Annotated in this window: 26 protein-coding genes; 17 read left to right on the top strand and 9 right to left on the bottom strand. The window is 67.3% G+C overall.

What is annotated here, in order from left to right; genetic code table 11:
- Nucleotides 1-2: 2 nt before the first annotated feature.
- The 12 genes from map (at nt 3) to AWB95_RS08820 (ending at nt 11,745) form a co-directional block, all read left to right on the top strand.
- Nucleotides 3-818 carry a type I methionyl aminopeptidase gene (gene map, locus AWB95_RS08875; protein ID WP_085168022.1) on the top strand — a complete coding sequence of 272 codons (816 nt, stop codon included), beginning with the start codon at nt 3-5 and terminating at the stop codon, nt 816-818.
- Between the two features lie 48 nt (nt 819-866).
- A complete protein-coding gene (locus tag AWB95_RS08870; RefSeq protein ID WP_232315751.1) occupies nt 867-2,054 on the top strand; it encodes a flavin-containing monooxygenase in 1,188 nt (395 codons plus the stop codon).
- Nucleotides 2,051-3,433: an FAD-binding oxidoreductase gene (locus AWB95_RS08865; protein WP_062541430.1), complete on the top strand. Its 1,383-nt coding sequence runs from the start codon at nt 2,051-2,053 to the stop codon at nt 3,431-3,433. Before AWB95_RS08870 ends, AWB95_RS08865 begins: the two co-directional genes overlap by 4 nt.
- 98 nt (nt 3,434-3,531) lie before the next feature.
- Nucleotides 3,532-3,762, top strand: a complete 231-nt coding sequence (locus AWB95_RS08860; RefSeq protein WP_062541431.1) for a sigma factor-like helix-turn-helix DNA-binding protein — start codon at nt 3,532-3,534, stop codon at nt 3,760-3,762.
- Nucleotides 3,759-5,384: a carotenoid oxygenase family protein gene (locus AWB95_RS08855; RefSeq protein WP_084707347.1), complete on the top strand. Its 1,626-nt coding sequence runs from the start codon at nt 3,759-3,761 to the stop codon at nt 5,382-5,384. Before AWB95_RS08860 ends, AWB95_RS08855 begins: the two co-directional genes overlap by 4 nt.
- Nucleotides 5,385-5,446: 62 nt before the next feature.
- Nucleotides 5,447-5,986 carry a sigma-70 family RNA polymerase sigma factor gene (locus tag AWB95_RS08850; RefSeq protein ID WP_084707349.1) on the top strand — a complete coding sequence of 180 codons (540 nt, stop codon included), beginning with the start codon at nt 5,447-5,449 and terminating at the stop codon, nt 5,984-5,986.
- Entirely contained in the window at nt 5,983-6,765 is a 783-nt protein-coding gene (locus AWB95_RS08845; protein ID WP_085168020.1) for an anti-sigma factor family protein, read from the top strand. Before AWB95_RS08850 ends, AWB95_RS08845 begins: the two co-directional genes overlap by 4 nt.
- Nucleotides 6,766-6,813: 48 nt before the next feature.
- Nucleotides 6,814-8,529: a thiamine pyrophosphate-binding protein gene (locus tag AWB95_RS08840; protein WP_062538332.1), complete on the top strand. Its 1,716-nt coding sequence runs from the start codon at nt 6,814-6,816 to the stop codon at nt 8,527-8,529.
- On the top strand, nt 8,510-9,145 hold the full coding sequence (locus AWB95_RS08835; protein ID WP_062538333.1) for a hypothetical protein: 636 nt from the start codon (nt 8,510-8,512) through the stop codon (nt 9,143-9,145). The genes AWB95_RS08840 and AWB95_RS08835 overlap by 20 nt, the downstream gene beginning before the upstream one ends.
- 8 nt (nt 9,146-9,153) lie before the next feature.
- Nucleotides 9,154-10,173 carry a 3-oxoacyl-ACP synthase III family protein gene (locus AWB95_RS08830; RefSeq protein ID WP_062538355.1) on the top strand — a complete coding sequence of 340 codons (1,020 nt, stop codon included), beginning with the start codon at nt 9,154-9,156 and terminating at the stop codon, nt 10,171-10,173.
- Nucleotides 10,173-11,204, top strand: a complete 1,032-nt coding sequence (locus AWB95_RS08825) for a pyridoxal phosphate-dependent aminotransferase (RefSeq protein WP_062538334.1) — start codon at nt 10,173-10,175, stop codon at nt 11,202-11,204. Before AWB95_RS08830 ends, AWB95_RS08825 begins: the two co-directional genes overlap by 1 nt.
- Before the next feature lie 34 nt (nt 11,205-11,238).
- Complete coding sequence (locus AWB95_RS08820; protein WP_062538335.1) at nt 11,239-11,745, top strand: MarR family winged helix-turn-helix transcriptional regulator; 507 nt, start codon at nt 11,239-11,241, stop codon at nt 11,743-11,745.
- Between the two features lie 37 nt (nt 11,746-11,782).
- On the opposite strand, the gene AWB95_RS08815 is transcribed toward AWB95_RS08820, so the two are convergent.
- The gene (locus tag AWB95_RS08815) at nt 11,783-13,036 is read right to left on the bottom strand and encodes a GAF domain-containing sensor histidine kinase (protein ID WP_062538336.1); all 1,254 of its coding nucleotides are present in this window, start codon (nt 13,034-13,036) and stop codon (nt 11,783-11,785) included.
- Nucleotides 13,033-13,683 (bottom strand): response regulator, encoded by a 651-nt coding sequence (locus AWB95_RS08810; RefSeq protein WP_062538337.1) that lies wholly within the window; start codon nt 13,681-13,683, stop codon nt 13,033-13,035. Before AWB95_RS08810 ends, AWB95_RS08815 begins: the two co-directional genes overlap by 4 nt.
- 82 nt (nt 13,684-13,765) lie before the next feature.
- Between AWB95_RS08810 and AWB95_RS08805 the strand changes: the two genes are divergently transcribed.
- Nucleotides 13,766-14,305 carry an HAD family phosphatase gene (locus AWB95_RS08805; RefSeq protein WP_180275969.1) on the top strand — a complete coding sequence of 180 codons (540 nt, stop codon included), beginning with the start codon at nt 13,766-13,768 and terminating at the stop codon, nt 14,303-14,305.
- A 30-nt stretch (nt 14,306-14,335) separates the two neighbouring features.
- Here the strand turns inward: AWB95_RS08805 and mmsB are convergent, their stop codons facing one another.
- Genes mmsB through AWB95_RS08790 form a run of 3 tightly spaced genes read right to left on the bottom strand, consistent with a single transcriptional unit; the run spans nt 14,336 to nt 17,914 of the window.
- On the bottom strand, nt 14,336-15,211 hold the full coding sequence (gene mmsB, locus AWB95_RS08800) for a 3-hydroxyisobutyrate dehydrogenase (RefSeq protein WP_062538338.1): 876 nt from the start codon (nt 15,209-15,211) through the stop codon (nt 14,336-14,338).
- A gap of 8 nt (nt 15,212-15,219) precedes the next feature.
- Nucleotides 15,220-16,386 (bottom strand): acyl-CoA dehydrogenase family protein, encoded by a 1,167-nt coding sequence (locus AWB95_RS08795; protein ID WP_062538339.1) that lies wholly within the window; start codon nt 16,384-16,386, stop codon nt 15,220-15,222.
- A 7-nt stretch (nt 16,387-16,393) separates the two neighbouring features.
- On the bottom strand, nt 16,394-17,914 hold the full coding sequence (locus tag AWB95_RS08790) for a CoA-acylating methylmalonate-semialdehyde dehydrogenase (RefSeq protein WP_062538340.1): 1,521 nt from the start codon (nt 17,912-17,914) through the stop codon (nt 16,394-16,396).
- 153 nt (nt 17,915-18,067) lie between these two features.
- Between AWB95_RS08790 and AWB95_RS08785 the strand changes: the two genes are divergently transcribed.
- The 3 genes from AWB95_RS08785 (at nt 18,068) to AWB95_RS08775 (ending at nt 22,195) form a co-directional block, all read left to right on the top strand.
- Nucleotides 18,068-19,747 (top strand): sulfatase-like hydrolase/transferase, encoded by a 1,680-nt coding sequence (locus tag AWB95_RS08785; protein ID WP_062538341.1) that lies wholly within the window; start codon nt 18,068-18,070, stop codon nt 19,745-19,747.
- Nucleotides 19,748-19,928: 181 nt separating this feature from the next.
- Nucleotides 19,929-21,110, top strand: a complete 1,182-nt coding sequence (locus AWB95_RS08780) for an FAD-dependent oxidoreductase (RefSeq protein WP_062538342.1) — start codon at nt 19,929-19,931, stop codon at nt 21,108-21,110.
- The gene (locus AWB95_RS08775; protein ID WP_062538343.1) at nt 21,107-22,195 is read left to right on the top strand and encodes a methyltransferase; all 1,089 of its coding nucleotides are present in this window, start codon (nt 21,107-21,109) and stop codon (nt 22,193-22,195) included. The genes AWB95_RS08780 and AWB95_RS08775 overlap by 4 nt, the downstream gene beginning before the upstream one ends.
- Before the next feature lie 9 nt (nt 22,196-22,204).
- Here AWB95_RS08775 and AWB95_RS08770 read toward each other — a convergent pair whose 3' ends face one another.
- Nucleotides 22,205-23,011 (bottom strand): SDR family oxidoreductase, encoded by an 807-nt coding sequence (locus AWB95_RS08770; RefSeq protein WP_062538344.1) that lies wholly within the window; start codon nt 23,009-23,011, stop codon nt 22,205-22,207.
- A gap of 50 nt (nt 23,012-23,061) precedes the next feature.
- On the opposite strand from AWB95_RS08770, the gene AWB95_RS08765 reads away from it, so the two are divergent.
- Complete coding sequence (locus AWB95_RS08765) at nt 23,062-23,829, top strand: DUF2127 domain-containing protein (protein WP_062538345.1); 768 nt, start codon at nt 23,062-23,064, stop codon at nt 23,827-23,829.
- Here the strand turns inward: AWB95_RS08765 and rfbC are convergent.
- The 3 genes from rfbC to AWB95_RS08750 are packed head-to-tail and all read right to left on the bottom strand — an operon-like array spanning nt 23,826 to nt 26,315.
- The gene (gene rfbC / locus AWB95_RS08760; protein ID WP_062538346.1) at nt 23,826-24,431 is read right to left on the bottom strand and encodes a dTDP-4-dehydrorhamnose 3,5-epimerase; all 606 of its coding nucleotides are present in this window, start codon (nt 24,429-24,431) and stop codon (nt 23,826-23,828) included. The two genes, AWB95_RS08765 and rfbC, sit on opposite strands and share 4 nt — an antisense overlap.
- A gap of 1 nt (nt 24,432) precedes the next feature.
- The gene (gene rfbB, locus AWB95_RS08755; RefSeq protein ID WP_062538347.1) at nt 24,433-25,428 is read right to left on the bottom strand and encodes a dTDP-glucose 4,6-dehydratase; all 996 of its coding nucleotides are present in this window, start codon (nt 25,426-25,428) and stop codon (nt 24,433-24,435) included.
- 26 nt (nt 25,429-25,454) lie between these two features.
- Nucleotides 25,455-26,315, bottom strand: a complete 861-nt coding sequence (locus AWB95_RS08750; RefSeq protein ID WP_062538348.1) for an LLM class F420-dependent oxidoreductase — start codon at nt 26,313-26,315, stop codon at nt 25,455-25,457.
- Between the last annotated feature and the right edge of the window lie 5 nt (nt 26,316-26,320).

Below are 26,320 nucleotides of genomic sequence, written 5' to 3'. Positions count from 1 at the left end.
CCGTGATCGCCCTGGCCGGGCTGCGCAGCCGCAAGGTCGTGCCGCAGCGCAGCGCTGGTGAGCTGGATGCGATGGCCGCGGCGGGTGCGGTGGTGGCCGCCGCGCTGCGGGCGGTGCAGGACGCGGCCGCGCCTGGGATCTCGACCCGCAGGCTCGACGAGATCGCCGAATCGGTGATCCGCGACGCCGGCGCCACGCCGTCGTTCCTGGGTTATCACGGCTACCCGGCGTCGATCTGCGCGTCGGTGAATGACCGTGTGGTGCATGGCATTCCATCCGGCAGCGAGATCCTGGCGCCCGGTGACCTGGTGTCGATCGACTGCGGCGCGATCTTGGACGGCTGGCACGGCGACGCGGCTGTGACGTTCGGGGTCGGGCAGGTCGCCGACGGCGACGAGGCGCTGTCGCAGGCGACCAGGGAGTCGTTGGATGCCGGGATCGCCGCGATGGTGGTCGGCAACCGGTTGACCGATGTCTCGCACGCGATCGAAACCGCCACGCATGCCGCGGAGAAGCGCTACGGCCGCGCGTTCGGCATCGTCGAGGGTTACGGCGGTCACGGCATCGGCCGGAACATGCACATGGATCCGTTCCTGCCCAACGAGGGCGCCCCGGGACGCGGCCCGCTGCTGGGGGTCGGGTCGGTGCTGGCCATCGAGCCGATGCTGACGCTGGGCACTGGCAAAACCAAGGTGCTCGACGACGAATGGACCGTCGTTACCGCTGACGGGTCGCGGGCGGCGCACTGGGAGCACACCGTCGCGGTGACCTCTGACGGTCCGCGAATCTTGACCTCGGCCGGGCCCGTCCGGCGCTGAACCGGCCGACCGATTGAACCGCAACCGGTTGCCGGTCGTATTACTGCTGTGACCCGAGGCCCATGCCTGCCCAGTGACGACCTCCAGGTCGTGGTCATCGGGGCGGGACCCGCCGGTCTTGCGGTGGCACGCCAACTCGGCCATCAGCACGGCGTCAGGGCGCTGGTCCTCGACCGAGCCGCGGCGCCGGCGATTTCGTGGCGCAGGCGCTATGACAACTTCCGGCTCAACACGAACGGATTCCTGTCGCATCTTCCCGGACAACGGATTCCGCTGACCGCCGGCCGCTGGCCCACCAAGGAGGACATGGTCCGCTATTTCGACCATTACGTTGCGCGACAGGACATCGCGCTGCTGCTCGGATGTGAAGTTCACCGCGTTGACTATGCAGGGGGAGCCTGGCAACTCGACACATCAAAGGGTGAAATCCGCACTACGGCAATCGTTCTCGCCACCGGAAACTACAGCGCACCCACCATTCCAGGCTGGCCCGGGCTGGCTGGCTTCACCGGCGAGCTCGTGCACTCCGGAAACTTCACCAACGCCTGGCCCTACCGCGGCCGCGACGTCCTCGTTGTCGGCGCAGGCAATTCGGGCGCCGACATCGCCGTGCAACTCGCCGACGACGGCGCCCGCCGCATCTGGCTTGCGGTGCGTACCCCGCCGCACCTGGTGCGGCGGGCCATCGGACCGGTTCCGTCGGACATCTTCCTCGAACTGTTCGCCCACGTCCCGGCGCGGATGGTCGACCCGTTGATCGGGCGGCTCAATCGCCTGATGTGGAATGACCTGACGGCCTTAGGTTTTAGCCGGCCACCACTCGGGCTGAAGGCGACGGTGGAAACGCGGGGACGCATCCCCACGCTGGCCGACGAACTCATCGACATGGTGCGAGCCGGCCGCGTGCACGTCGTGGCCGCTGTCAAGGCGGTCGAATCCGACCGCGTATTACTGGCCGACGGCACCTCCGTCGCGCCGCAGGCGATCATCGCCGCCACCGGCTTCCGCACCGACCTCGACGGTCTGGTCGGCCACCTGGGCGTGCTCGACGAGCAGGGCAACCCACGCGGCGGCTTTGCCTCGCACCTCGGCGACGGAATGTTCGCCATCGGGTACGGCATCCCGCCCAACGGCCCGCTACGCGCGATTCGGCTCGCCGCCACACCGCTCGCGAGTGAGGTCGCGGCCTACCTGTCGGCAGCACCGCACCGGGTGAAAAGCGAGGTGCTGCAATGATTTGCCTATCCGCGGACAAGTCCTTCTTTCGGGGCTCGGACGGTTACGAAGCAGCTCGCCGGGCAACGGTATGGAACGGCCTGCTGCCCGACCGCTTTCCCGACGTGATCGTGCAGGCGCACGACACCGATGACGTGGTGGCAGCGCTGCGCTATGCGCGCGCCCACGGGCATCGAGTCGGCGTACGTTCCGGCGGTCACAGCTGGACCGCCAGCCATCTCCGTGACGGCGGTGTGCTGCTCGACGTCAGCCGCCTCGACCACTGCAGCGTCGACCCGGATCGGATGACCGCCGACGTCGGGCCGGGCAAGGTCGCCAGTGTCTTCGCCACCGAATTGGATGCGCAGGGGCTTTTCTTTCCGGCGGGCCACTGCGAAGGCATCTGCCTCGGCGGCTATCTGTTGCAGGGCGGATACGGCTGGAACAGCCCGACGCTCGGGCCGGCCTGCGAGAGCGTGCTCGGAATACACGTCGTCACCGCCGACGGCGAACAGGTCTACTGCGACCCCGAAAACCATCCCGACCTGTACTGGGCGGCCCGCGGGTCGGGGCCGGGCTTCTTCGGCGTGGTCACCTCTTTCAGACTGCGCGTTCACCCACGCCCGCCGGTCTGGGGCACCTGCCTGTACATGTACCCGATCGACGTCGCCGACGAAGTGTTCAGCTGGGGACGCGCGGTCCGTTCCGAGATCGACGCCAGGGTCGAACTGCAAATCCACACCGCGCGCAGCTTTCCGGCGGCCGGGCGGAACGAGCCCGGCATCACGATCGCCTCACCCGTCTTCGCTGACTCCGAGGAGGAAGCAGTCAAAGCCCTTGCGCCGCTGGGGACTTGCCCTGTGATCGACAAGGCGATCGTCAACCTGGCGTATGCGCCCACCACCTTGGCCAACTGGTATGGCGCCGTGATGGCCAGCTATCCCAGGGGCTACCGCTATATCGCGGACAGCATGTTCACGTCGGCTTCCGCCGACGAACTACTGCCGGGCATCCGCAGGATCATCGAGACCATGCCACCGCACCCGTCACACTTCATTTTCACCGGATGGAACACGTCGCCGGAGCGCGCCGACAAGGTGTACGGCCTGGAGGCCGAAATCTACCTGGCTCTCTACACCATCTGGCGGGACCCGGCCGACGACGAACGGTACCGCGACTGGGCCGCATCGAACCTGGCGGCGATGTCACACCTGTCGACCGGCATCTCACTCGCCGACGAGAATTTGTGCCGTCGTCCGGCGCGATTCATCACCGAACCCAACATGGCACGTCTGGACAGCGTGCGCTCGGCCTACGACCCCGATCGCCGATTCCACAGCTGGATGTCTGGCGCGCAAGGCCCAGGGGGTCCACACTGGGAACACACGCCGTGGCGGTGACCGCGACCCGGCACGGATTCTGACAGCTGGCTGACCCACGTGTACAGCGCCGGTGAACCAGACGGGCGTTTGAGTCGTGTTCCACCGGAGGGCTGGTGATGGATATTCCGGAAGCCGATGCCGGGCTGGACAGGGCGCAGATGGCCGATGCGATGGCGCGGCTGTCCCCCGAACATCGCGCGGTGGTTCACCGCGCCTACTACCAGCGGTTGCCTATCGCGCAAATCGCCGACGAACTGGGGATCGCCGAAGATACGGCGAAGTCGTGGCTGCACCATGCGCTGCGCGCCTTACGACAGACTTTGGGGGAGACGGGGGTGGCGCAATGACACGCGCACCGGGCCACGGCATGGCCCACAACGGTGAGCCGCATGGCGGCCACGAGTACGCGCTATGGGACGCGGCCTATGTGCTGGGCTCACTGTCGGCCGCCGAACAGCACGAATTCGAGACGCATATGGGTGCCTGCGCATCCTGCCGGCGGGCCGTCGACGAACTGGCCGACATGCCGGCTCGCCTGGCGCTGCTCGATGCCGACGAGGTGGCCGCGCTCGACGACGACCGCTCTGCAGATGCTGCGCCCCTGCTGGTGCTCGACAAGGTCGACGTGCCCGGATGGCGGCCGAAGGCCAACGCTGTGCCGGCCCAGACCGTCTTCCCGGTCTTTCGTACCGGCAACTATGCGCCGGTGCCCGACGAGCTCACCGCCGTCGATCTGCCGGTCGAGGGAAGGATCCCCAGCGAGCTCAATGGCTGGTACCTGCGTAACGGCCCCAACCCGCTTGACGCCCAAGGACATTGGTGCGTCGGCGATGGCATGGTGCACGGCGTACGGCTGGAGAACGGCCGCGTCGCCTGGTATCGCAACCGCTGGGTACGCACCGAGAGCTTCCGGCATTCGTTCCCGGCATACAACCCCGACGGCAGCCGCAACCTGCGCTCCAGCGTCGCCAACACCCACGTGGTCCGGCACGCGGGCAAGACCCTGGCACTGATGGAGACGTCGCTGCCGTATGAGATCACCAACGATCTAAAAACGTTGGGCGCCTATGACTTCGGCGGCAGGCTGGCCGACGCGATGACGGCTCACCCGAAGATCTGCCCGGACACCGGCGAATTGCACTTCTTCGGCTACGGCAGCATCTCGGAACCGCACGTCACCTATCACCGCGCGAATGCCGAGGGCGAACTGATCATCAGCAGGCCCGTCGACGTTCCGGCGCTCACGCTGATGCACGACTTCGCGCTGACCGCCGAGCATGTCGTTTTCCTGGACCTGCCAGTGGTATTCGACCTGAGCGTTGCCTTGACCATGGAAGCCGGTCAGGACGTGCCCTACCGGTGGGACGACTCCTACGGCGCGCGGCTCGGTGTGCTGCGCCGCGACGACCCATACGGCCCGGTGCGCTGGTTCGACATCGAGCCGTGCTACACCTTCCACCTTGCCAATGCGTACGACAGTGCTAATTCCATTGTGCTGCAGGTGGTTCGCTATCCCGAGTTGTGGCGAGAGGGCAGTGTGTTCGACGCCGACGCGGCACTGTGGCAATGGACCATCGACCTGCAGGCCGGCGTCGTCGACGAACGGCAACTCGACGACCGTGCCATCGAGTTCCCGCGGATCGACGACAGGCTGACCGGACGGTCGGCCCGCTACTCCGTCGCGGTCGGCATCAACACATTGGTGCGCTACGACCTCTTACGCGATGCGGCGGAAGAACACCGGTTCGGCGGCAACGGTGGGCTCGGCAATCCCGACGAGGCCGTGTTTGTCCCCGGTGGGTCTGACGAGTCGGCCGGCTGGTACCTGACCTACGTGTACGACCCAGCGCGCGACGGCAGTGATCTGGTGATCATCGACGCTTCGGATTTCGCTGGTGAACCAGTTGCACGAGTGCAGATGCCGCGGCGGGTGCCGCACGGTTTCCACGGCAATTGGATCGCCGACTGAGCAGAGGTTAGCCAAGTGAACGAAACAGGTGCTTGTTTCGTGTAATCACAGTGAGGCTGGTGATGGACGATCCGGTCCGGGACGCCACCGGTCGGGCGGCTCCCGAAGAGGCGCTGATGAAGGCGCTCTACGACGAGCACGCCGCGGCGTTGTGGCGTTTTGCGGTCCGGTTGACCGGTGACCGGGCCCGTGCCGAAGACGTCGTTCAGGAGACGCTGTTGCGGGCCTGGCAGCACCCCGAGGTCATCGGCGACGGCGAGCGCTCGGCGCGGACCTGGCTGTTCACCGTCGCCCGCAACATGATCATCGATCAAAGCCGAAGCGCGCGTTCGCGAAACGAAGTGGGCTCGCTGGACAACGCGCCGGAGCAGGCCGGGCCCGACGAGGTCAATTCGGCCCTCGACCGAATGCTGATCGCCGAGGCGATGGCGCAATTGTCACCCGAGCATCGTGCCGTGGTCTCCCGCTCGTACTACCGGGGATGGACCACCGCTCAGACCGCCGCCGACCTCGGGATCGCCGAGGGTACCGTGAAATCACGGCTGCATTACGCCCTGCGAGCTTTACGACTCACCCTTCAGGAGATGGGGGTTACCCGATGATTACTCGATGGGGCGCCGGTCCAACCGATGACGGTGGGCGAGCCCCGGGCGACGACCATGAGTACGCGATGTGGGACGCCGCCTACGTGCTGGGTTCGCTGTCGGACGCCGACCGCCGCGAATTCGAGGCGCACCTGCGTGACTGCGCGTCGTGCCGCAGCGCGGTCGCCGAACTCAGCGGCATGCCGGCCCTGCTCTCGCGGCTCGACGACAACGTGGTTGCCGCGATCGAGGCGGCCGACCACACTGGCGACGCACCCGTGCCTTCGGCGATGCTGCCGTCACTGCTGGCCAAGGTGGCCTGGCGGCGCCGTCGCTCCCGTGTGATCACGTGGACAGCGTCGGGCGTGGCGGCCGCGGTGCTGGCCATCGGTGTGTTCGTCGGCGTCAAGCCTCATTCGCCGGCGTCCGTGCCCGCGCCGCCGCAGGCGAGCGCGCCGGCCGTCCCGGCCGCGCCGCAGCCGCGCGCATCGTCGCTGGAGATGGCGCAAGTAGGGACCAAAGCGTTGGCCTCGACCGTGTCGGTCAGCGGCCAGCACTGGGGAACCTATATCGACATGACATGCGTCTGCCTGGCGCCGGTGTACGCCCACCACGACAGGCTGGCGATGGTGGTGGTGGGCCGCGACGGCAGCCGCACCCAGCTGGCGACCTGGGTGGCCGAACCCGGCCACACCGCGACGCCCGCCGGCAGCATTTCCACGCCGGTCGATCAAATCGCCGCCGTGCAAGTGGTTTCCGCCGACAACGGCCACGTGTTGCTGGAGCGTTCGCTGTAAATCCGGCGCCGGGGTGAACCAAAGCCACCCCGCAGTCGTATTACCGACATGGCCAGGCAACACCGGGTGGTCGACCACATCGTCGAACATCTCGCGAACATCGGGATCGACTACATCTTCGGTGTCGACGGCGCCAACATCGAAGACCTTTACGATGCAGCGCATTTCCGCTCCGATATCACCGCTGTGCTGGCCAAGCATGAGTTCTCCGCCGCGGCAATGGCCGACGGCTACAGCCGCGGCGGCGCCCAATTGGGCGTAGTCGCGGCAACATCGGGCGGCGGTGCGCTGAATCTCGTTCCGGGACTCGGGGAATCGTTCGCCAGCCGGGTGCCGGTGCTGGCGCTGGTCGGTCAGCCCGCGACCGCGATGGACGGCCGCGGCAGCTTTCAGGACACCAGTGGCCGCAACGGTTCGCTCAATGCCGAGGCGCTGTTTTCCGCAGTATCGGTCTTCTGCCGACGGGTGGTGACACCCGCCGACATCGCGTCCGCGCTGCCCGCAGCGGTGGCGGCCGCCCGAACCGGTGGGCCCGCGGTGTTGTTGCTACCCAAGGATATTCAGCAAGGGCTGGCCGCGACCAACGGTTACGAACTCGGCGGTGCGGCGCCGCGGACCGGCGACCTGCATCCGATTGTGCGGGCACTACGCCGTGCCCACGGACCGGTCACGATCATCGCCGGCGAGCAGGTGGCCCGCGACGACGCCCGCCGAGAACTCGAGGAGCTGCGCGCCCTGCTGCGCGCCCGGGTGGCGTGCGTGCCCGATGCCAAGGACGTGGCCGGCACACCGGGTTTCGGATCGTCCTCGGCGCTCGGCCTGACCGGTGTGATGGGTCATCCCGGTGTGGCCGAGGCGGTGGCAGGCAGCGGGTTGTGCCTGGTAGTCGGCACTCGCCTGTCGGTGACCGCGCGCGCCGGTCTCGACGACGCGCTGGCTGCAACGCACACGATCTCGATCGGCTCGGCGCCGCCCTACCTGCCGTGCACGCACGTGCACACCGACAACGTGCGCCTCTCGCTGAGCATGCTGACCCGCGAGCTCGCCGGCGGCGGGAGGCCCACCGGCCTGCGGGTGCCCGACGCCGTGCCACGCACCGAACTGCGGCCCCCCGTAATTGACGGTCCAGGTGTGCGCTACCGCGACGCGATGGCAGTACTGGACGCCGCGCTACCCGTCGGCGCCGACATCGTCGTCGACGCCGGCAACACCGGTGCGGCCGCAATTCACTATCTGCCGGTGCGGCGCGGCGGTCGATTCGCCGTTGCGCTCGGCATGGGCGGCATGGGTTACAGCTTCGGCGCCGGTATCGGGATGGCGTTCGGCCGGGCCAGACGCACCGTCGTCATCGCCGGTGACGGGGCGTTCTTCATGCACGGCATGGAGGTGCACACCGCGGTGCAATACCGGCTGCCGGTGACTTTCGTGTTGTTCAACAACAACGCCCACGCCATGTGCGTCACCCGTGAGCAGCTCTTCTACGACGACCTGTACAGCTACAACCGGTTCAGCCCGAGCAATCTCGGCGCCGGCCTGGCCGCCATGTTCCCCGGCCTTTCCTCGGTCGACGTCACCGACCTCGAGGCACTACCTGCCGCATTGGAACAGGCGGTGGCCGTCGACGGCCCGTCGGTGGTCAGCGTCGAGTGCTCCGCCGACGAGATCCCGCCGTTCGCGGCATTCCTGAATCGAGCTGTTCCGATTGCCCGACAACAAGTTACACACCACGAGGAGAACCGAACCCATGTCCCTGCCAGCGCTTGACGATATCGACGGGGTGGTCCGCATCGAGACCTCGCCGTTGGAAGAAACCGCGCCGATCTTCATGGCGAAGATGCGATCGGTGTACCCACACGACGAGGTCTTCGGCCAGTACTGCACGGTCAACGACTACGTCGACTGCCCACCCGACGAGTTGTTCGAATACCTGTCCGACACCCGAAGCCTAGAGGAGTGGACCTACACGCTGCGCGGCTTCACCCCCACCGAGGAGCCCGGCCTCTGGGAGGCCTACGACAAGCTGCTCCCGGAGACCAAGATCTACACCCGCACTCATGCGAACGCGCAGGCGCGCACCGTCGACTACCACTGCGCGTGGGATCAGGGCAAGCACCTGTGGATGATCTACCTGATGCGCGTCGTCGACGCGCAGGAGGTGCTGAACAAGCCGGGTTCCGTTGTGCTGTGGACCAATTGCCGTCACCCGTTCTACGACCACAACCCGTATCCCGAGGCCGCCCCGGCGGGTCGCACCGGCTGGGTCGGCGACTTCTGGGATCTCTTCGGCGCGGGTCACGGGCTGGAGCTGAACAACCTCAAAGCAATCGCCGAATACCGCCACCGCAACGGCCTGCCGATCACGCCGGCCTGGATGAGATGAGCTCCGCCATGACATCAACCGCCGTCAGTCTGACCGACGTTTCCACCTATCTGCCCGGAGAACCGATCAGCGCCGACTATTACGCGCAATTCGCCGGTTCGGACGATTTGGCCGCCAACGTGATGTTTCGCGCGCCCAAGTTCCGCCATCACGTCGCACCCGACGAAACCGCCGTCGACATGATCGAACGCGCCTGTGCCGGGTTGATCGAGCGCCATGGGTACGACGTCATCTCGAACATCGACGTACTGATCACCCACACCCAGATACCGGACATGCCGTTCTATGGCGCGGGCGGCGGCATCGCGCACCGCTTGGGGATGCGCCCATCCTGGGTACTCGACCTGCACAACGGCGGGTGCGCGGCATTTGTGTTGGCGCTCAACGTGGCCCGTCGGCTCCTGGCATCCGGTGAAGGTCGAAGCGCGCTGATCGCGATTGCGCAGAACGCGGCGGGACAGGTCTTCGACCAGCCAGGTGTGCGGCGCAAGGCCCAGTCCGCTATTCCCGGTGACGGCGCCGCGGTGGCATTGGTGACGCTGTCCGACCGATCGCCGATCCTCGACGTCGAATGCCGCACCTACGGCGAATACGCCGGTGACATGACGATCGCGATGGACCCACCCCGTAAGTGGTGGCAGCCCGGCCCGGGCGAAGGGTGCATCGGGTTCACCGAAACCAAGATCGCCAAGGTGCTGGCTCGCGGCAACCGTCAGGTCCCCGAAGTCGCGCTCGCGGTTTGTGATCGAATCGGATTGAGCCCCAAGGATATTGGCCTGCTGGTCACCAACCAGCCCAACCGGGTGTTCCTGCGCAACTGGCGCGAAGCCCTCGAGGTGCCGCGCGAACGTCATCGCCATACCTTCGACGAATGCGGCAACCTGTTCGGCGCGGGCATCCCGATCAACCTGGATCACGCCATATCCGACGGTCAGGTCAACGCCGGCGATATCGTGTTGATGGCCGCGTTCGCGCATGCCGGCGACTTCGCCGGCGCGGCAGCGGTGCGATGGGGCGGACGAGGCTGATGTCGGTTCTGGCGGCGTCGGGGATGATCGACGATGCGTTACCCGATGCGATCGATCCGTTTGCCTTGTCGCTCAACGAAAACCCGTTCCCGCCGCTGCCGGCGGTGCGCTCGGCGCTGATCCGCTCGATCGACGCCGCCAACCGCTATCCGGAATTTCTGCCCGAGCGGCTGCGCCGCCTGATCGCCGAACGTGTCGGCGTGCGTGAGGAACAGGTGGTGCTCGGCGCCGGTGCTACCGGTGTGGTGATGCAGACCCTGCACGCGCTGACCGATCCGGGCGACACGATCGTGATGGCGACACCGACGTTCGACGGCTATCCGATCTTCGCGCAGATAGCCCGGTTGATCTCGAAGACTGTGCCTCTCGATGAGTACGGCCACCACGACCTCGATGCACTGGCCGACGCCGCCGCGAAAGCCCGGGTGGTGGTGTTGTGCCGGCCGCACAATCCGACCGGCACACTCGAGCCTGCCGACGAGGTCCTGCAATTCCTGCGCCGGGTGCCGGCGGAGACGATCGTCGTGCTCGACGAGGCGTACATCGAGTTCGTCGCTGCCGAGCACCGCATCGACGCGACGGCGCTGGTTGACCGGTTCCCCAACGTGGTGGTCGTGCGGACCTTTTCCAAGGCATATGGGCTGGCCGGACTGCGGATCGGCTACGGCATCGGGTCGACGAGCCTGGTACGGACGCTGTGGAGCAAGCAGCTGCCGTTCGGCATGCCGATTACCAGCCTGTTGGCGGTGGCATCGTCCTATCAGGCCGAAGACCAACTGCGCCACCGGATTCGGCTGATCGCCGCCGAGCGTCGATATCTGCGGGCGCGGTTGTCCGCGATGGGGGTCTACAGCACCGACGCGCACGCCAACTTCGTGTTCCTGCCGCCGAGGGGTCGGCCGTGGCGCGAGGCGTTCGCGGGTAGTGGGCTGCGAGTCCGGTACTACGCCGACGGCGGCGCGCGGGTCACCGTCGGCAACCGGACGTCGACGCAGGCGGTGCTGTCCGCGGTGGGAAAGTCGCGCGGCTGACCCGAACTCGCCCGAAAGTGCGGTAAGAAAGGACGTGGCCGCTTCGAGCTCTGATAACCGCGACCCGATCGCCGCGGCGCGCGCCAACTGGGAGCGCGCCGGCTGGGGCGACGTCGCGCAGGGCATGGTCGCGGTGACGTCGGTGATGCGGGCCCACCAGATACTGCTGGCCCGCGTCGAGAACGCGCTGCGCCCCTACGATCTGAGCTTCTCCCGATACGAGCTGCTGCGGCTGCTGGCGTTCAGCCGCACCGGGGCGCTGCCGATCACCAAGGCCTCCGACCTGCTGCAGGTTCACGTCACCAGCGTCACCCATGCGATCCGCCGGCTGGAGGCCGACGGGCTGGTGCAGCGGGTGCCGCACCCGACCGACGGGCGCACCACGCTGGTGCAGATCACCGACCTGGGTCGGTCGACCGTCGAGGACGCCACCGTCACGCTCAACGAGCAGGTGTTCGGCGACATCGGGATTTCCGACGCCGAGGCACAGGCGCTGGTGTCGTCGATCGAAACGTTGCGCCACAACGCCGGCGATTTCTGAGGTCACCCCTTGGCGCGAGCGTGCGCAAACCCGGGCATTATGTCGGCGTGTCGGTCGGAGACACGCACGCTCGCGTCGTGGGGGAGGGCAGCGGGATCGTCGCGGTGACCGCGGTGCCGGCGCCGGGTCGCGACCGGATGTTGAGCCGCCCGCCGACGAGCTCGGCCCGCTCGGCCATCGACAGCACTCCGTAGCCGCCCATCTCGTCGCCGCCGAGCGGATTCTCGAACGTGTCGAAACCCACGCCGTCGTCGACGATTTCCAGCCGCGCCGTGCCGTCGTCGACCGCGAACCGCAGCCGGCCCGCGGTCGCCTCGGCGTGTTTGACGATGTTCTGCAAGCCTTCCTGGGCGATGCGGTACAGCGCCAGCTCGATGTGCTCGGGCAGCCGGGCATCGGACAGGTCGAGCTCGAGGTTGAGGTGCGGCACCGAACGGGCCAGGCTGGCTAACCCGCCGGCCAGCCCGAGATCGTCGAGCACCGGCGGGCGCAGCCCGCTGATCGCGGCGCGGGCCTCTTCCAATGTCAGCCGGGCCAATTCGCGGGCCTCGTCGAGTTGTCCGGAGGCCTCAACCGGATCGTCGCCGACCGCGCGGGCCGCGGCATCGAGCCGGTAGGACAGCGTGATCAGGCGCTGCGAGATGCCGTCGTGAATGTCACCGGCCAGCCGGCGACGTTCGATTTCCTGCGCCTCGATCACCTGCTCGACGAACAACTCGTGAGCACGTTCGCGGGCCACCAGCTGGCGGTGCAGCCGCGCCTGGTGCAACGCGCCGGCGATCAACCGGCCGATGACACGCAGCAATTCCACGTCGCCGTCGGTGAATTCACGGCGCGCGACGGTATGCACGTTGAGCACGCCGACCAGGCCGCCCGGATCGGTTTCCATCGGCACCGACACCATCGACGTGAAATCCCGTCCGCGCAGCGACTGGATCGGCAGATAGCGCGGGTCGGCTTCCTTGTCGTCGGTGATCACGACCGGCTCGCGATGCCGCGCCACCCAGCCTGATATCCCAGATCCCAGCGGTAGCCGGATCTTTCCCACCTGACCGTCGAACGGCGGTGTCGCACCGGCCAGCGTCAGCGACCGGTCGCTGTCGTCGAGCACGTGCACAAAACACACGTCGGTCCCGGTGGCCGCGGTGATCATCCGCGCGGCCGCCGCCGCCAGCGGTTCTACTGCGGGTCCGCTGGAGGCGGCCTGGATGAGCTCGCGCAGCAGCACCAATTCCCGGTCGGCGTCGACCAGATCGCGCACCGCGTTCGACGGACGTCTGCGCTCGGTCATTGGTAAATGCCTTCCCGCAGCGCCGTGGCCACCGCACCGGTGCGGTCGGTGACACCGAGCTTGCGGTAGATCGACCGAAGGTGGCTCTTGACGGTTTCTTCGCCGATGACGAGCTTGTTGGCGATGCCGCGGTTGGACAGCCCGCTGACCATGTAGGACAGGATCTCGCTTTCGCGTTGTGTCAACCCCTGACGTGCGCCGGGCCAGAACTCGTTGCGCTGCAAGCGCGCCGCGGTGTCGGCCGCGCGGGCCGCCATGCCGGGGTCGATCACGGTTTCGCCGCTGTGCGCCAATTCCAGCTGGCGCACCAACTCGTCGCTGCTGATTCTCTTCAGCAGGTAGCCGCAGGCCCCGACCCGCAACGCCTGGAACAGATACTGCTCGTCGTCGTACACCGACAGCATCACTACTTTGCGGTGGGGGTCGCGTTCGCGCAGCTCTAAGCACAGGTCCAGGCCGCTGGAGCCCTGCATGCGCACGTCGCACAGCACGATGTCGGGCTGCAGCTCGTCGATCACGCTGACCGCTCGCTCGGCGCCGATCGCCTGCCCGACCACCTGCACCCGGTCCTTGAACGCGGCCAGCATCGCCTTGAGCCCTTCGATGACCATTTCGTGGTCGTCGACCAGCACAAGCCGCACGGTCATGGCCCCACCCTAAGACCAATTCGCCATGCCAATCCCCCTAATGGGGGACGCCCGCAGCGGCGGCCCCGGGCACGCTATGGGCGTGCAGACCACGGCCCGACGGACGTTCTGGTGGGACCGCGCGCCCGCGGTCGACGCCGACGTCCATCCCCTGCGTGCGGTGATCTTCGACTTGGACGACCTCGACGACGAGCCGCGGGCCGGGCTGATCGACCTGGTGATGAGTCTGTTCGTCGCCGGCATCTGGGTGGGCGTGGTGAGCCGACGCCGCCGCGGGTGGGCGCAAACGCGGGTCCGCCAACTGGTCGGCGAGGGGCTGGTCGAAACACTGGTGACGGCCGACGACGTGGCCGAAGCCGGCGACGACGTCGAGCTGTACCGGTTGGCGTTGTGGGAGCTGGGGATAACGCCCGCGGCCGCATTGGCGTTCGCCGGAACCGGGCGGGCGCTGCGCGCGGCCGTAGCCGCAGGGCTGGCCGCCGAATCGCGTACCGGATACGACGATCTGTCGGCGGCCGATTGCCGGCAACTGCACCGGCGCTGGTCGATCCGCCAAAAGCGCGCCGCGGCCTGTCGCGAGACAGAAGCCAGGGCTGTGGGCGCGGCCGGATCGCGACCATAGTTTCCGGCTCGCGACGACTCGCCCCGGCCGCTAGCCGTTGCGCAGCATCTCGATGACGGCGCTGAAATCCTTGTCGGCGTTGTCGACTGCGAACTCGGCGTAGATCTGCGCGGCGTGGGTGCCCAGCGGCGCCGTCGCGCCGGTTGACGCGATCGCGTCCATCGCCAGCCCCAGGTCCTTGCTCATCAGCGCGGTCGCGAAGCCCGGCTTGAAGTCGTGGTTGGCCGGCGACGTCGGCACCGGCCCCGGCACCGGGCAGTTGGTGTGCACGGCCCAGCAGTTGCCGGTCGCTCCGGTGATGACGTCGAACAGCGATTGCGCTGACAGGCCGAGCTTTTCGGCCAGCACGAACGCTTCACCGATCGCGATCTGCTGCACGGCCAACACCATGTTGTTGCAGACCTTCGCGGCCTGGCCGGCGCCGGCGCTGCCGCAGTGAATGATCTTGCGCGCCATGGGTTCCAGCACGGGGCGCGCCTGTTCAAGCGTCTCCGAATCGCCGCCGACCATGAACGCCAGTGTGCCGGCGACCGCGCCCGCCACCCCGCCCGAGACCGGTGCGTCGAGTTGGGCGAAGCCGTGCGAGCCGGCTAGCGCGTGCACTTCGCGGGCGTCGTCGACGGAGATTGTCGAGCTGTCGATGAACAAAGTGCCCTGCTGTGCCGCCGGCAGGATATCGGCGTAACAGCGTTTGACCGCATCGCCATTGGGCAGCATCGTGAGGACCACTTCGGCGCCGGCCACCGCCGCGGCGGCGCTGTCGAACACCGCGACACCTTTGTCGGCGGCAGCGGTCGCCGCGGCGGCCACCGGGTCGAAGCCCCGCACGGTGTGGCCTGCCGCAACGAGATTCGCCGACATCGGCCCACCCATGTGGCCCAGCCCCAGGAACGCGACCGTCGACATCAGCCCTCCTACGTGCCGGCGCGGACGCGGGCAGCCTCGGCGCGGCCGATGACCACCCGCATGATTTCGTTGGTCCCTTCCAGGATGCGATGCACCCGCAGATCGCGGACGATCTTCTCCAGACCATACTCGCGCAGGTAGCCATAGCCGCCGTGCAACTGCAGGGCCTTGTCGGCGACCTCGAAGCACGCGTCGGTGACGTAGCGCTTGGCCATCGCGCAGAGTTCGACTTTGTCGTCGGCGTCCTCATCGAGCGCGTCGGCCGCGCGCCACAACATCATTCGCGACGTCTCCAGCGCGGTGGCCATATCGGCCAGGGTGAACCGGATGGTGGGCTCGTCGAGCAGCGCGGAGCCGAACGCCTGGCGCTCACGAAGGTACGACGCCGCCTTGTCGAACGCCGCCTGCGCCCCACCCAGCGAGCACGCCGCGATGTTGATCCGGCCGCCGTTGAGCCCGTTCATCGCGATCGAGAAGCCGGTGCCTTCACCTTCCGGACCGCCGAGCATCGCGTCGGCCGGCACCCGCACGCCTTCCAGCACCACCTGCGCGGTGGGCTGCGCGTTCCAGCCCATCTTCTGCTCGTGAGCGCCGAAACTCATTCCGGCACTGCCCTTTTCGACGACGAACGCCGAGATTCCGCGCGGTCCCTCGCCGCCGGTGCGCGCCATCACCACGTACACGTCCGAGGCGCCCGCGCCGGAGATGAACTGCTTGACGCCGTCCAGCACATAGTCCGAACCGTTTTTGACCGCCCGGGTGCGCAACGCGCTGGCGTCCGAACCGGCGCCGGGCTCGGTCAGGCAGTAGCTGGCGATGACGTCCATCGACGCCAGTCGCGGCACCCAGCTCTTGCGCTGTTCGGGCGTACCGTATGTGTCGATCATCCACGCGCACATGTTGTGGATGGACAGGAACGCTGCCGTGGTGGGGTCGGCGATCGCCAGCTGCTCGAAGATCCGCACGCCGTCCAGCCGCCGCAGCGCGCTGCCCCCGACGTCGTCGCGGCAGTAGATCGCCGCCATCCCGAGTTGCGCCGCCTCCCGCAGCTCGTCGACCGGGAAGTGTTGGTTGGCATCCCATTCCAGCGCGTACGGCGCGAGCCGCTTTTCGGCGAACGCGGCCGCCGTCTCGGCGATCTCGCGCTCGTCGTCGTCCAGACCGAAGAATTGCATTCCAGCGCTACTTCATAGTCGGGATGACGAATTCGGCGCCGTCCTTGATGCCCGACGGCCAGCGTGAGGTGACGGTCTTGACCTTGGTGTAGAACTGGATCGACGCCGGGCCGTGCTGGTTGAGGTCGCCGAAACCGGAGCGCTTCCAGCCCCCGAAGGTGTGGTAGGCGACCGGCACCGGGATCGGCACATTGACACCCACCATGCCCACCTGCACGCGCGAGGTGAAGTCACGGGCAGTGTCGCCGTCGCGGGTGAAAATCGCCACGCCGTTGCCGTATTCGTGCTGGGAAGGAAGCCGCAGCGCCTCTTCGTAATCGTGGGCACGCACTATGCACAGCACGGGCCCAAAGATCTCGTCGGTGTAGATCGACATGTCGGACGTGACGTGGTCGAACAGCGTGGGTCCGATGAAAAACCCGCTCTCCAGGTTGGCGTCACCGAACGAGAGGTCGTCGCTGGCGCGTTCGCGTCCGTCGACGACCAGCTCGGCGCCGGCGGCCACACCCTGACCGATGTAGTCGCGCACCCGGTTCAGAGCAGCGCCGGTGACCAGCGGACCGTAATCGGCCTTCGGGTCGAGGCTGTGGCCGACCCGCAGGTTGTTGACGCGCTCGATCAGCCTCGCCCGCAACCGTTCCGCGGTCTGCTCGCCGACCGGCACAGCGACGCTGATTGCCATGCACCGCTCGCCGGCGCTGCCGTATCCGGCGCCGATCAGCGCGTCCACCGCCTGGTCCAGGTCGGCGTCGGGCATCACGATCATGTGGTTCTTGGCGCCGCCGAAGCACTGTGCGCGCTTGCCGGTGCTCGCCGCGGTCGCATAGATGTACTGGGCGATGTCCGAGCTGCCGACGAAACCGACCGCGGCGATGTCGGGATGGGTCAGGATCGCGTCGACGGCTTCCTTGTCGCCGTGCACCACCTGGAACACGCCCGGCGGCAGGCCGGCCTCGATGAACAACTCGGCCAGCCGTAACGGCACCGACGGGTCGCGCTCAGAAGGCTTGAGAATAAAGGCATTTCCGCATGCCAGTGCGGGCCCGGCCTTCCACAGCGGGATCATCGCCGGGAAGTTGAACGGGGTGATGCCGGCGACCACTCCCAGCGGCTGGCGCAGCGAATAGACGTCGATGCCCGGGCCGGCGCCTTCGCTGTACTCGCCCTTGAGCAGGTGCGGGATACCGATGCAGAACTCGATCACCTCGATACCGCGCTGAATATCACCGCGGGAATCGGCCAGCGTCTTGCCGTGCTCCAGCGACAGCATCTCGGCCAACTCGTCGACGTGGGTGTTGACCAGCTCGATGAACCGCATCATCACCCGGGCGCGCCGCTGCGGGTTGAACGCCGCCCAGCCTTTCTGCGCTTCGGCGGCCGAGGCCACCGCGGCGTCGACGTCGGCCTTGCCGGCCATGGGGACCAGCGCCTGCACCCGGCCGGTGTTGGGATCGAACACCTCGGCGGTGCGCTCGGACTGCCCGGCGCTGCGCCGGCCATCGAGGAAATGCGGAATCTGTGCGGTCATGGGTGCCCTCACCAATATGCGAAAAAGCGGATACTAGGATATCCTAGTAAACCGACGACGGTGTGGCAAGCTGCTGTAATTCGACCCGTCATGTAGTGGGGCGGTTCAGGTGGGCGGCGCACAGCTCAGACGAGGCCGGATCTAGATTGAGGCATGGCTTCGATTAATCGGCGGACCGTGCTCGCGGGTGCGGCGGCGGCGGGTGCCGTCGCGGCGGGAATCGGCGGATACGAGCTCCTGCGCACGCCCGGTCCGAGCGAGTCGGCACGCAGCGGCGGTAACAAACCCAACATCCTGGTGATCGTCGTGGACCAGATGCGCGCGCCGCAGTGGTTTCCCGAACCCCACAAGCTCAACACGCTGCTGCCCAATCTCGGCCGGCTGCAACGCAGCAGCGTGTCGTTCGAATCGCATTACACCGCGTCGAACATGTGCACGCCGTCGCGTGGCGTGATGACCACCGGGCTTTATTCGCATCAAACCGGATGCTTGTTCACCGGCGAAGGACCCAGCGAGTCGACGCTGGCGCCCCGGTTCCCGACCTGGGGCACCATGCTGCGCCAGCAGGGCTACCGGACCTGGTGGTGGGGCAAGTGGCATCTGGGACATTCGGGTGACAACACCCCCGAAGGCCTTGAAGAACATGGCTTTTCGGGCGGCACGTATCCGTCGCCGAACGGCTCACCGAACCAGGGACTACACAAGGATCCCGGCATTGTCGACCAGTTCTCCGACTGGTTCGACGGCAACGGCGGTAACGGCCCCTGGTGCACCACCGTCTCGCTGGTCAACCCGCACGACATCTGCTGGTGGCCGAAAAATCCGCTGCCCGAAGATGTTCCGCATTGGTTCGACGCCGCGCCGGTCAACTTCGAAACACCCGACGATCTGCGCCGGCGCGGCAAGCCGCAACTGCAGATCGACTACCTCAACTTCATGTCGCCGCTGCTGACCGGCGTGCTGACGTATTCCGGGCCCGACGTCGCGAAGCAGTGGGCCCGCTGCCTGGACATGTACCTGTGGCTGCAGCAGCAGGTCGACGTCCAAATCGGGAGAGTGCTCGACAAGCTGGCCGCCCACCCCGACATCGACCGCGACACCGTCGTCGTCTTCACCTCCGATCACGGCGAGTACGGCGGCTCGCACGGTTTGCGCGGCAAGGGCGCAGCGGCCTACGACGAGGCGATTCGGGTACCGCTGTACGTCCGTGACCCGCACGGGCGTCTGACGCCCAAGCCCGGTGACACCCGCACCCAGCTGACCTCCAGCGTCGACCTGGCCGCGCTGCTGCTGACGATCGGGTACGGCGGCGACGGCTGGCGCGCCGAACCCCGGTACTCCTATTTGGCGGGCCGCGCCGACCTTGCCGCGATCGCGCGCAACCCGGCGGCGAAGGGGCGGCCGTGGATTGCGCACGTCACCGACGACATGTCGGTCGAGGAGATGGCCACCCTGTTGAAGTCGCCGCAAATCCGCGCCGTGTTCGGCGGAGCTGACCTGCCGACCAACATTCCCACGTCAGCACCGAATCATGTCGTGGCGGTGCGGACCCCGGACGCCAAGCTGAGCATGTATTCCTACTGGACGCCCGGCGGCATGGAAATCGATACGACACGACCGATCGAGCGCGAACTCTACGACTACTCAACGCCGTCGGGCCGCCAGGAGCTCGACAACCAGGCCGGCCGCAGCGGCAAGGAAGCAGCGTTGCAGGCCCTCATCGACCACGAGGTGCTGCCCGAAGTGCGGGCACCCCTGCCGGCCTTCCTCAACGACGCGCAGGAACAGGGCCTGGCCGACATGCGCCAACTCGTTGCGCTGCGCGGCGGCTGACTCCTGGGCGCGGTGAACTTCTCGGCGAAGTACACCGTGTAAGCAGCAGGAGGTTTTGCGATGAGCCAGTTGCTGATGGTCTACCTTTCGGCGGGCACGCCGATCGCCGGGCTGGGCCTGGTGAAGCTGCAAGCGCGACTTGAACGTTGGGCCTATGAGCGCCACGTCGAGGACTGAGCCGATGCCGCTTCGGGTGCTGGTTGTAGGCGCCGGCGTCGGCGGCATTTCCGTCGCCCGCGGATTGTTGCGCGACGGACATGACGTCGCCGTGTTCGACCAGCGACCGGAGATCACCGCGGGTGGCGGCGCTGTGACGATATGGCCCAATGGCGCAACGGTTCTCGCGCAGCTGGGTGTCGACATGGCGGGGGCCGGTCAACTGCTGTCCAGCGTGCAGGTGCTGACTTCGACGGGCCACCCGATCGCCACCTTGGACCTGACGACGATCACGGATCTGCTGGGCGAACCCGTGCGGATGGTTCCGCGTCGAGTGTTGCTGGAACGGCTGCTGGACGGCTTTCCGGTCGATCGCATCCGGTGCGGCGTCCGGGCGGTCGCAGCGGTCGATACCCGACACGGGGTGCGGGTCGACTTCGACGACGGCACCTCGGCCGAGGGCGACGTGGTCATCGGTGCGGACGGTCTGCACTCGGCGATCCGGCGTATCGTCGGCGCGCCACACGCGAAGCCGACCGGCTGGTGCAGTTGGCAGGGGTTAGTGAGTCTTCCCGAAGTCACCGACGAGCGCGTCGCGCTGATGATGATCGGTGAACACGGAAACCTCGGCCTGTGGCCGGCCGGAGGATTTGCCGTGCAGTGGTGGTTCGACCTGCCCTGGTCGCCGGATTTCGTCCGGCCCCAACGGCCCATCGAGATGATCCGGTCCCATTTCGCCGGATGGTCCGACGTGGTGGATCGCCTGTTGGCGACGTTGACCGACGACGACCTGGCGGGTTCGCCGTACCCGCACTTTCGCCACCCCATTCCGCGGGCGGGCCGCGGCGCGGTGACCCTGCTCGGCGACGCCGCGCACACGATGCCGCCGACGCTTGCGCAGGGCACCAACCAAGCGCTGCTCGACACGATGGTGCTGCGTAAGGCGCTGCGCGAATTCCACCACGCTCCGAACGCGCTGCGCTGGTACGAGAACACCAGGCGGCGCAACGTCAAGGCCGTTTCGTGGGTGACCACACAACAGGTCTCGCGCAGCGAGTCGATGCTGCGACCGGCCGGCATGATTTCGGACCGGTTGATGACGTGGGCACTGGCGACGTTTCTGCGCTCGGTCAGTCATCACCGGATGTCCGCGGCAATCAGCCGCGAGCTCAAGGCCGGCGCTTTGACAGCCGGCCTGCGGTCGTGACGACCGCCATGGTGCCGCCGGCCGGGGTGGCCCGTGTCGTCGAGCGGATTCGGTACTACCTCTTCCGAATTCATCAACGGCTGATGCCACCGCCGGCGGCGATGCTGGAGATGATCATCGCGGCGTGGGCGTCGCAGGCGATCACGGTGGCCGCCCAACTCGGCGTCGCCGACTCCCTGGCCGACGGGCCGCTGCCGATCGACGAGTTGGCTGCCCGGGTGCGCGCCGACGCCGACGCGCTGGAGCGCTTACTGCGGGCCTTGATCAGCCGGGGCATCTTCCGTCGTCGCGGCGACGGCCGTTACGAGCTGAATTCCCTCGCCGCCACTCTGCGTTCGGACGCGCCTGTGTCGATGGCCTGGGCGGCGCGGTTCTACGGGTCGGCCGAGCAACGGGATCGCTGGACCCTGCTGGCGGACTCGGTGCGAACCGGTCAGGCCGTCGTTCCGGTGCTGCACGGCACGGGCAGCTTCGACTACTTCGCCGAGCACCCAGAGCACGCCGAACTGTTCAACCGCACCATGACCAGCATTTCGCAGCTGACCGACGCGGCGGTGGTGGCCGGCTACGACTTCGGCCGCTACCCGACGATCGTCGACGTCGGCGGTGGGCAGGGTCCGCTGCTGGCGGCGATCTTGACCGCGGCACCGGCGTCTCGCGGCGTTCTCTACGACCTGCCGAGTGTGGTTGAGGCGGCGCCGAACCTGTTGTGCCGGCACAATGTTGCCGACCGCGTGCAGATCGCGACAGGATCGTTTTTCGACGCCATTCCGGCCGGCGGTGACGCCTATGTCCTGAAGAACATCGTTCACGACTGGCCCGACGAGAAGGCGGTGCAGATCCTACGTAATGTGCGCGCCGCGGCCGGCCCGCGGGCCACGGTGTTGCTGGTCGAAATGGTCATCCCCGGCCACGACCGCGAGTTTGCCGGGAAATGGGCGGATCTGGAGATGCTGCTGAATTTGGCGGCCCGCGAACGCACCGCCGCCCAATACCGAGACCTGCTCAGCCAGGCCGGTTTCCGGATGACGCGGGTGGTGCAGACCGCATCGCCGCTCAGTGTGGTCGAGGCCGGACCCGTGTGACGGTGAATGTCATCGCGGCTTGTTGGATCGACGCAGCGGCAGGTAGTCGCGAAGGGCGTCGGCGTACGGGACGTGGCCGGCGGCAAGCTGCTCGGTGAGGTATTGCTCGAAGGTGACGGTACCCGCCGCGTGGTCGGGCGCCAGGTGCCCGCCGGCGCGGTACGCCCGGAACACCTTGCCGGGCAGCCACACCGGCAGGATCACTCGTCGCTTCCCGACGATGGCAAGGTAGCTTCGGGCGAGATCGGCAATCGAGCTGACTTGTGGTCCACCGAAATCCGGTGCTCTGCCGACGGGTTCGCCGAGGGCGAGCCCGGCCAGCCGGTCTCCGACCTCGCGCACGTCGACCGGCTGGAAGCTCCAGCCCGCGGGCAGCGCCAGGACAGGCGGTTTGGACAGCATGCGAAGCAGCACCGCGATCAAGTCGTGAAACTGCGTCGCCCGCAACACCGTCCACGGCAGTCCGGAGCCGGCGATCAACTGTTCGTCGGCCACCTTTCGCCGGTAAAACCCGAACGGCACGCGGTCGACGCCGACGATGGAGGTGTACACCAGATGCGGTGAACCGGCTCGTTGGGCGGCCGCGACCAGGTGCTGCGCGTGCTCGGCGCACTGCACGATCGCGTCCACGCCGGACACCGCCGCGTCGAGCCCCTCACCGGTGCGCAGATCCCCGACGACGTGCTCGACGTCGGCACTGCGACGGCGCCGCCCGCGGCTGAGAATGCGGACGTTGGCGTTGGCGGTCAGGAGTTGGTCGACGACGACGCGGCCCAGGGTGCCGGTGCCGCCGGTGACCAGAATGGTGCTCGTCATATCGTCAGATTGCCATGCGGGGGGCGCGCCGCGACCGTTAGCGTGCGTGCATGGTCGATTTCGCTCTGCGCTCGTGCGGGTTGCGCGGACACGCGACGTTTGCGCCCGACGAGCCCGGGCTGCGGCAGCGCCTGAAGGCCGACACTCCGGCCGGGGAGGCATGGCGCTGCCTTCGGTGCGAGACGTTCGTTGTCGGTCCGCCGCGCCGACGTGGTCCCGCGGACACCGCGCCGGAGATCCCGCGCGGCCGATTGCTGCGGGATCGGACATTGATGCGTGCGCTCGCCGTCGAACGCGCGGTTCGCGGCGTCGTCTTCCTGGCACTCGCCGCCGGCGTGCTCAAGGTCCGCGGATCACGCGAGCGTCTGCAGCAGGCATTCGAGCAAGATCTCCCGTTGCTCCGACCGCTGGGGAACCAGCTCGGCTGGAATCCGGACGACTCCAAGATCGTCCGCCACATCGGGCACCTGTTCTCGCTGTCGTCGTCGACGTTTCTGTGGATCGCGGTGGCCTTCACCGCCTATGCGGTGATCGAGCTCGTCGAGGCGGTCGGGCTGTGGCTGGTGCGACGGTGGGGCGAGTATTTCGCCGTGATCGCGACCAGTGTGTTCCTTCCGCTGGAAATCTATGAGCTGACCGAGAAGGTGACGACGCTGCGCGTGATCGCGTTCCTGGTCAACGTCGTCGCCGTGGTCTGGCTGCTGTGGAGCAAACGACTCTTCGGCCTCAACGGAGGAGCCGAAGCCTATTGGAAAGAACACCGAACGGAAAGCCTGTTGACCGTCGAACGAGCAGGCTTGCAGGAAAGCGGATCCTAAGAGTCGCCCCGCAGACCGTCGACGAAGGCTTGGGTCGCCTCCCAGGTGGGCAGCAGACCCGCGGCGCGCACTTCCTCGAGAGTGGGCGCGGCGCCATCCCGTTCGGACAGCACCAGGTCATAGCCGGCCGGCCAGTCGATGCCCAGTGCTGGGTCGGTGGCACGAATGGTGTGCTCGCGTTGCGGGTTGTATTCCGCCGAGCATAGATACGTCACAGTCGAATTGTCTTGCAGTGCAAGGAATCCATGTGCGAGGCCTTCGGAGATGTATACCGATTTGCGGTCTTGGTCGTCGAGCACGACCGACGTCCATTGCCCGAATGTCGGTGAGCCGACCCGGATGTCGACGACGACGTCGAACACCGAACCCGACAGGCAGGTGACGTACTTGGCCTGGCTGGGCGGCAGCTGCGCGAAGTGCAGCCCGCGCAGAACCCCGGCCGACGAGACAGAACAGTTGGCCTGCCGAACATCCAGCCGGTGACCGGCGAACGCGGTGAACTCGCGGTCGGTCAGCCACTCGAAGAACATTCCGCGGGAATCGCCATGCACCTGGGGGGTGATCTCCCATGCCCCGGGGATGTCGAGTTCGCGTGCCTCCATGTCACTGACCGCGCTGCTGGTACCGGGCCTCGACGGCATCCTTCAGCGGGCCCCACCACGCTTCGTTCGCGCGATACCAGTCGATGGTGGCGCGCAAGCCGTCCTCGAAATCAGTATGCTTTGGCGCCCAGCATAATTCGTCGTGCATTTGGGTCGGATCGATCGCGTAGCGCAGGTCGTGGCCGACACGGTCGACCACATGGTCGAAGTCGTCGGGCTGTTGTCCCATCATCTTCAGTATCGTCCGCAGCACCGAAAGGTTGTCGCGCTCGCCGTCGGCGCCGATCAGGTAGGTGCGCCCGATCTGGCCGCCCTCGAGGATCCGCCGGACCGCCGCGTTGTGGTCGTCCACGTGGATCCAGTCCCGGACATTGGCTCCGCTGCCGTACAGCTTGGGTCGTCGTCCGGTCAGCACGTTGGTGATCTGGCGCGGGATGAACTTCTCCACGTGCTGGTAAGGCCCGTAGTTGTTGGAGCAGTTCGAGATCGTCGCCCGCACACCGTAGGAGCGCACCCAGGCTCGCACCAGCATGTCGGCACCGGCCTTGGTGGCCGAGTACGGACTGGACGGGTTGTAGGGCGTGGACTCGGTGAATCGCTGCGGGTCGTCGAGCCCGAGATCGCCATAGACCTCGTCGGTGGAAACGTGATGCAGCCGCACACCATGGCGACGCACCGCCTCGAGGACGGTGAACGTCCCGATCACGTTGGTACGCAGGAACGGCTCGGGGTCGGCGAGCGCGTTGTCGACGTGGGTCTCGGCCGCGAAATGCACCACCGCGTCGGCCTCGGCGACCAGCCGGGAAACAAGGTCGGCGTCGGTGACATCGCCCTGCACCAGCCGGATTTCGTTCTCGACAGGCGTCAGCGATTCGCGGCTGCCCGCGTAGGTGAGCGCGTCGAGCACCGTGATCGTGTCGTCGGGATGCTCGCGCACCGTGCTGTGTACGAAGTTGGCGCCGATGAAACCGGCGCCGCCGGTGACCAGCAGCCGCATGGTCAAACCCTAGCCCAGGAGCCGGATCAACTTTTGGCTGTCAGTCCCAGCGCGGCGGCGAGTTCGGTCAACGCCGGCACCAGGTTCTCGGGCCGGGTCAGAACCTGGATTGCCACGTGGTCGGCGCCGACTGCCAGATGCTCGTCGAGCCGCCCGGCGATGGCCTCGGGGCTGCCGTAGGCCACCAGCGCGTCGATCAGCTTGTCACTGCCCGGCTCGCGCACGTCGCTCTCGGTGAACCCCAGCCGGCGCCAGCTGTTGACGTAGTTGCTCAGGCCCAGGTAGAAGTCGACGCTCTTGCGGCCGATCCGGCGGGCCTCCGCCGCGTCGGTGCTCAGCACCACCTTGTGTTCGGGCGCCAGAAACACGGTGTTGCCGACCAGCTCGCGGACGTGTGCGGTGTGTTCCGGCGTGGTCAGATACGGGTGGGCGCCGGCGCTGCGCTGGGCGGCCAGCCGCAGCACCTTGGGGCCCAGCGCCGCGATCACCCGCCGACTGGTCGGCACGGTGGCCGCGTCGAGTTCGTCGAGGTAGCTCACCAGCGCGTCGTAGGGCTTCTGGTACTCCTGGGTGTGCTCGGGGTGACCGACGCCGATGCCGAGCAAAAACCGTCCCGGATAGGCCTTTTCGATGCGCTGGTAGGACTCGGCGACGGCCGCGGCCGGCGACGACCAGATGTTGATGATCCCGGTGGCCAGCTGCAGCGAGCTGGTCGCCGCCAGCGCCGGTTCCACCCACGCCAGGTCGGCGTCGGGCGATCCACCCACCCAGGCCGCGCCGTAGCCCAGCGATTCGATCTGTGCGGCCAGGTCGGGGGAGAGGGTGCGGGTGCCCAGCCACACGCCGTAGCGGCCCAGGTCGGGTTTGAGCGAAACGGCCTCGGTCATCGGGA

This window comes from Mycobacterium celatum, assembly GCF_002101595.1.
Lineage (GTDB): Bacteria > Actinomycetota > Actinomycetes > Mycobacteriales > Mycobacteriaceae > Mycobacterium > Mycobacterium celatum.
This window is presented reverse-complemented; position numbering and strand designations above follow the sequence as displayed.

Excerpts from the sequence above, each read along its gene's own strand:
- mmsB (WP_062538338.1), bottom strand. The coding sequence starts at position 15,211 with ATGTCGACGGTCGCGTTCCTGGGGCTGGGCCACATGGGTGGGCCGATG.
- AWB95_RS08840 (WP_062538332.1), top strand. The coding sequence starts at position 6,814 with ATGGCCAGGCAACACCGGGTGGTCGACCACATCGTCGAACATCTCGCG.
- AWB95_RS08850 (WP_084707349.1), top strand. The coding sequence starts at position 5,447 with ATGGACGATCCGGTCCGGGACGCCACCGGTCGGGCGGCTCCCGAAGAG.
- AWB95_RS08860 (WP_062541431.1), top strand. The coding sequence starts at position 3,532 with ATGGATATTCCGGAAGCCGATGCCGGGCTGGACAGGGCGCAGATGGCC.
- AWB95_RS08810 (WP_062538337.1), bottom strand. The coding sequence starts at position 13,683 with ATGACCGTGCGGCTTGTGCTGGTCGACGACCACGAAATGGTCATCGAA.
- AWB95_RS08780 (WP_062538342.1), top strand. The coding sequence starts at position 19,929 with ATGCCGCTTCGGGTGCTGGTTGTAGGCGCCGGCGTCGGCGGCATTTCC.
- AWB95_RS08845 (WP_085168020.1), top strand. The coding sequence starts at position 5,983 with ATGATTACTCGATGGGGCGCCGGTCCAACCGATGACGGTGGGCGAGCC.
- AWB95_RS08825 (WP_062538334.1), top strand. The coding sequence starts at position 10,173 with ATGTCGGTTCTGGCGGCGTCGGGGATGATCGACGATGCGTTACCCGAT.
- AWB95_RS08865 (WP_062541430.1), top strand. The coding sequence starts at position 2,051 with ATGATTTGCCTATCCGCGGACAAGTCCTTCTTTCGGGGCTCGGACGGT.
- AWB95_RS08830 (WP_062538355.1), top strand. The coding sequence starts at position 9,154 with ATGACATCAACCGCCGTCAGTCTGACCGACGTTTCCACCTATCTGCCC.
- AWB95_RS08765 (WP_062538345.1), top strand. The coding sequence starts at position 23,062 with ATGGTCGATTTCGCTCTGCGCTCGTGCGGGTTGCGCGGACACGCGACG.
- AWB95_RS08835 (WP_062538333.1), top strand. The coding sequence starts at position 8,510 with ATGTCCCTGCCAGCGCTTGACGATATCGACGGGGTGGTCCGCATCGAG.
- AWB95_RS08750 (WP_062538348.1), bottom strand. The coding sequence starts at position 26,315 with ATGACCGAGGCCGTTTCGCTCAAACCCGACCTGGGCCGCTACGGCGTG.
- AWB95_RS08790 (WP_062538340.1), bottom strand. The coding sequence starts at position 17,914 with ATGACCGCACAGATTCCGCATTTCCTCGATGGCCGGCGCAGCGCCGGG.
- rfbB (WP_062538347.1), bottom strand. The coding sequence starts at position 25,428 with ATGCGGCTGCTGGTCACCGGCGGCGCCGGTTTCATCGGCGCCAACTTC.
- AWB95_RS08795 (WP_062538339.1), bottom strand. The coding sequence starts at position 16,386 with ATGCAATTCTTCGGTCTGGACGACGACGAGCGCGAGATCGCCGAGACG.
- AWB95_RS08815 (WP_062538336.1), bottom strand. The coding sequence starts at position 13,036 with ATGACCGAGCGCAGACGTCCGTCGAACGCGGTGCGCGATCTGGTCGAC.
- rfbC (WP_062538346.1), bottom strand. The coding sequence starts at position 24,431 with ATGGAGGCACGCGAACTCGACATCCCCGGGGCATGGGAGATCACCCCC.
- AWB95_RS08785 (WP_062538341.1), top strand. The coding sequence starts at position 18,068 with ATGGCTTCGATTAATCGGCGGACCGTGCTCGCGGGTGCGGCGGCGGCG.
- AWB95_RS08770 (WP_062538344.1), bottom strand. The coding sequence starts at position 23,011 with ATGACGAGCACCATTCTGGTCACCGGCGGCACCGGCACCCTGGGCCGC.
- AWB95_RS08855 (WP_084707347.1), top strand. The coding sequence starts at position 3,759 with ATGACACGCGCACCGGGCCACGGCATGGCCCACAACGGTGAGCCGCAT.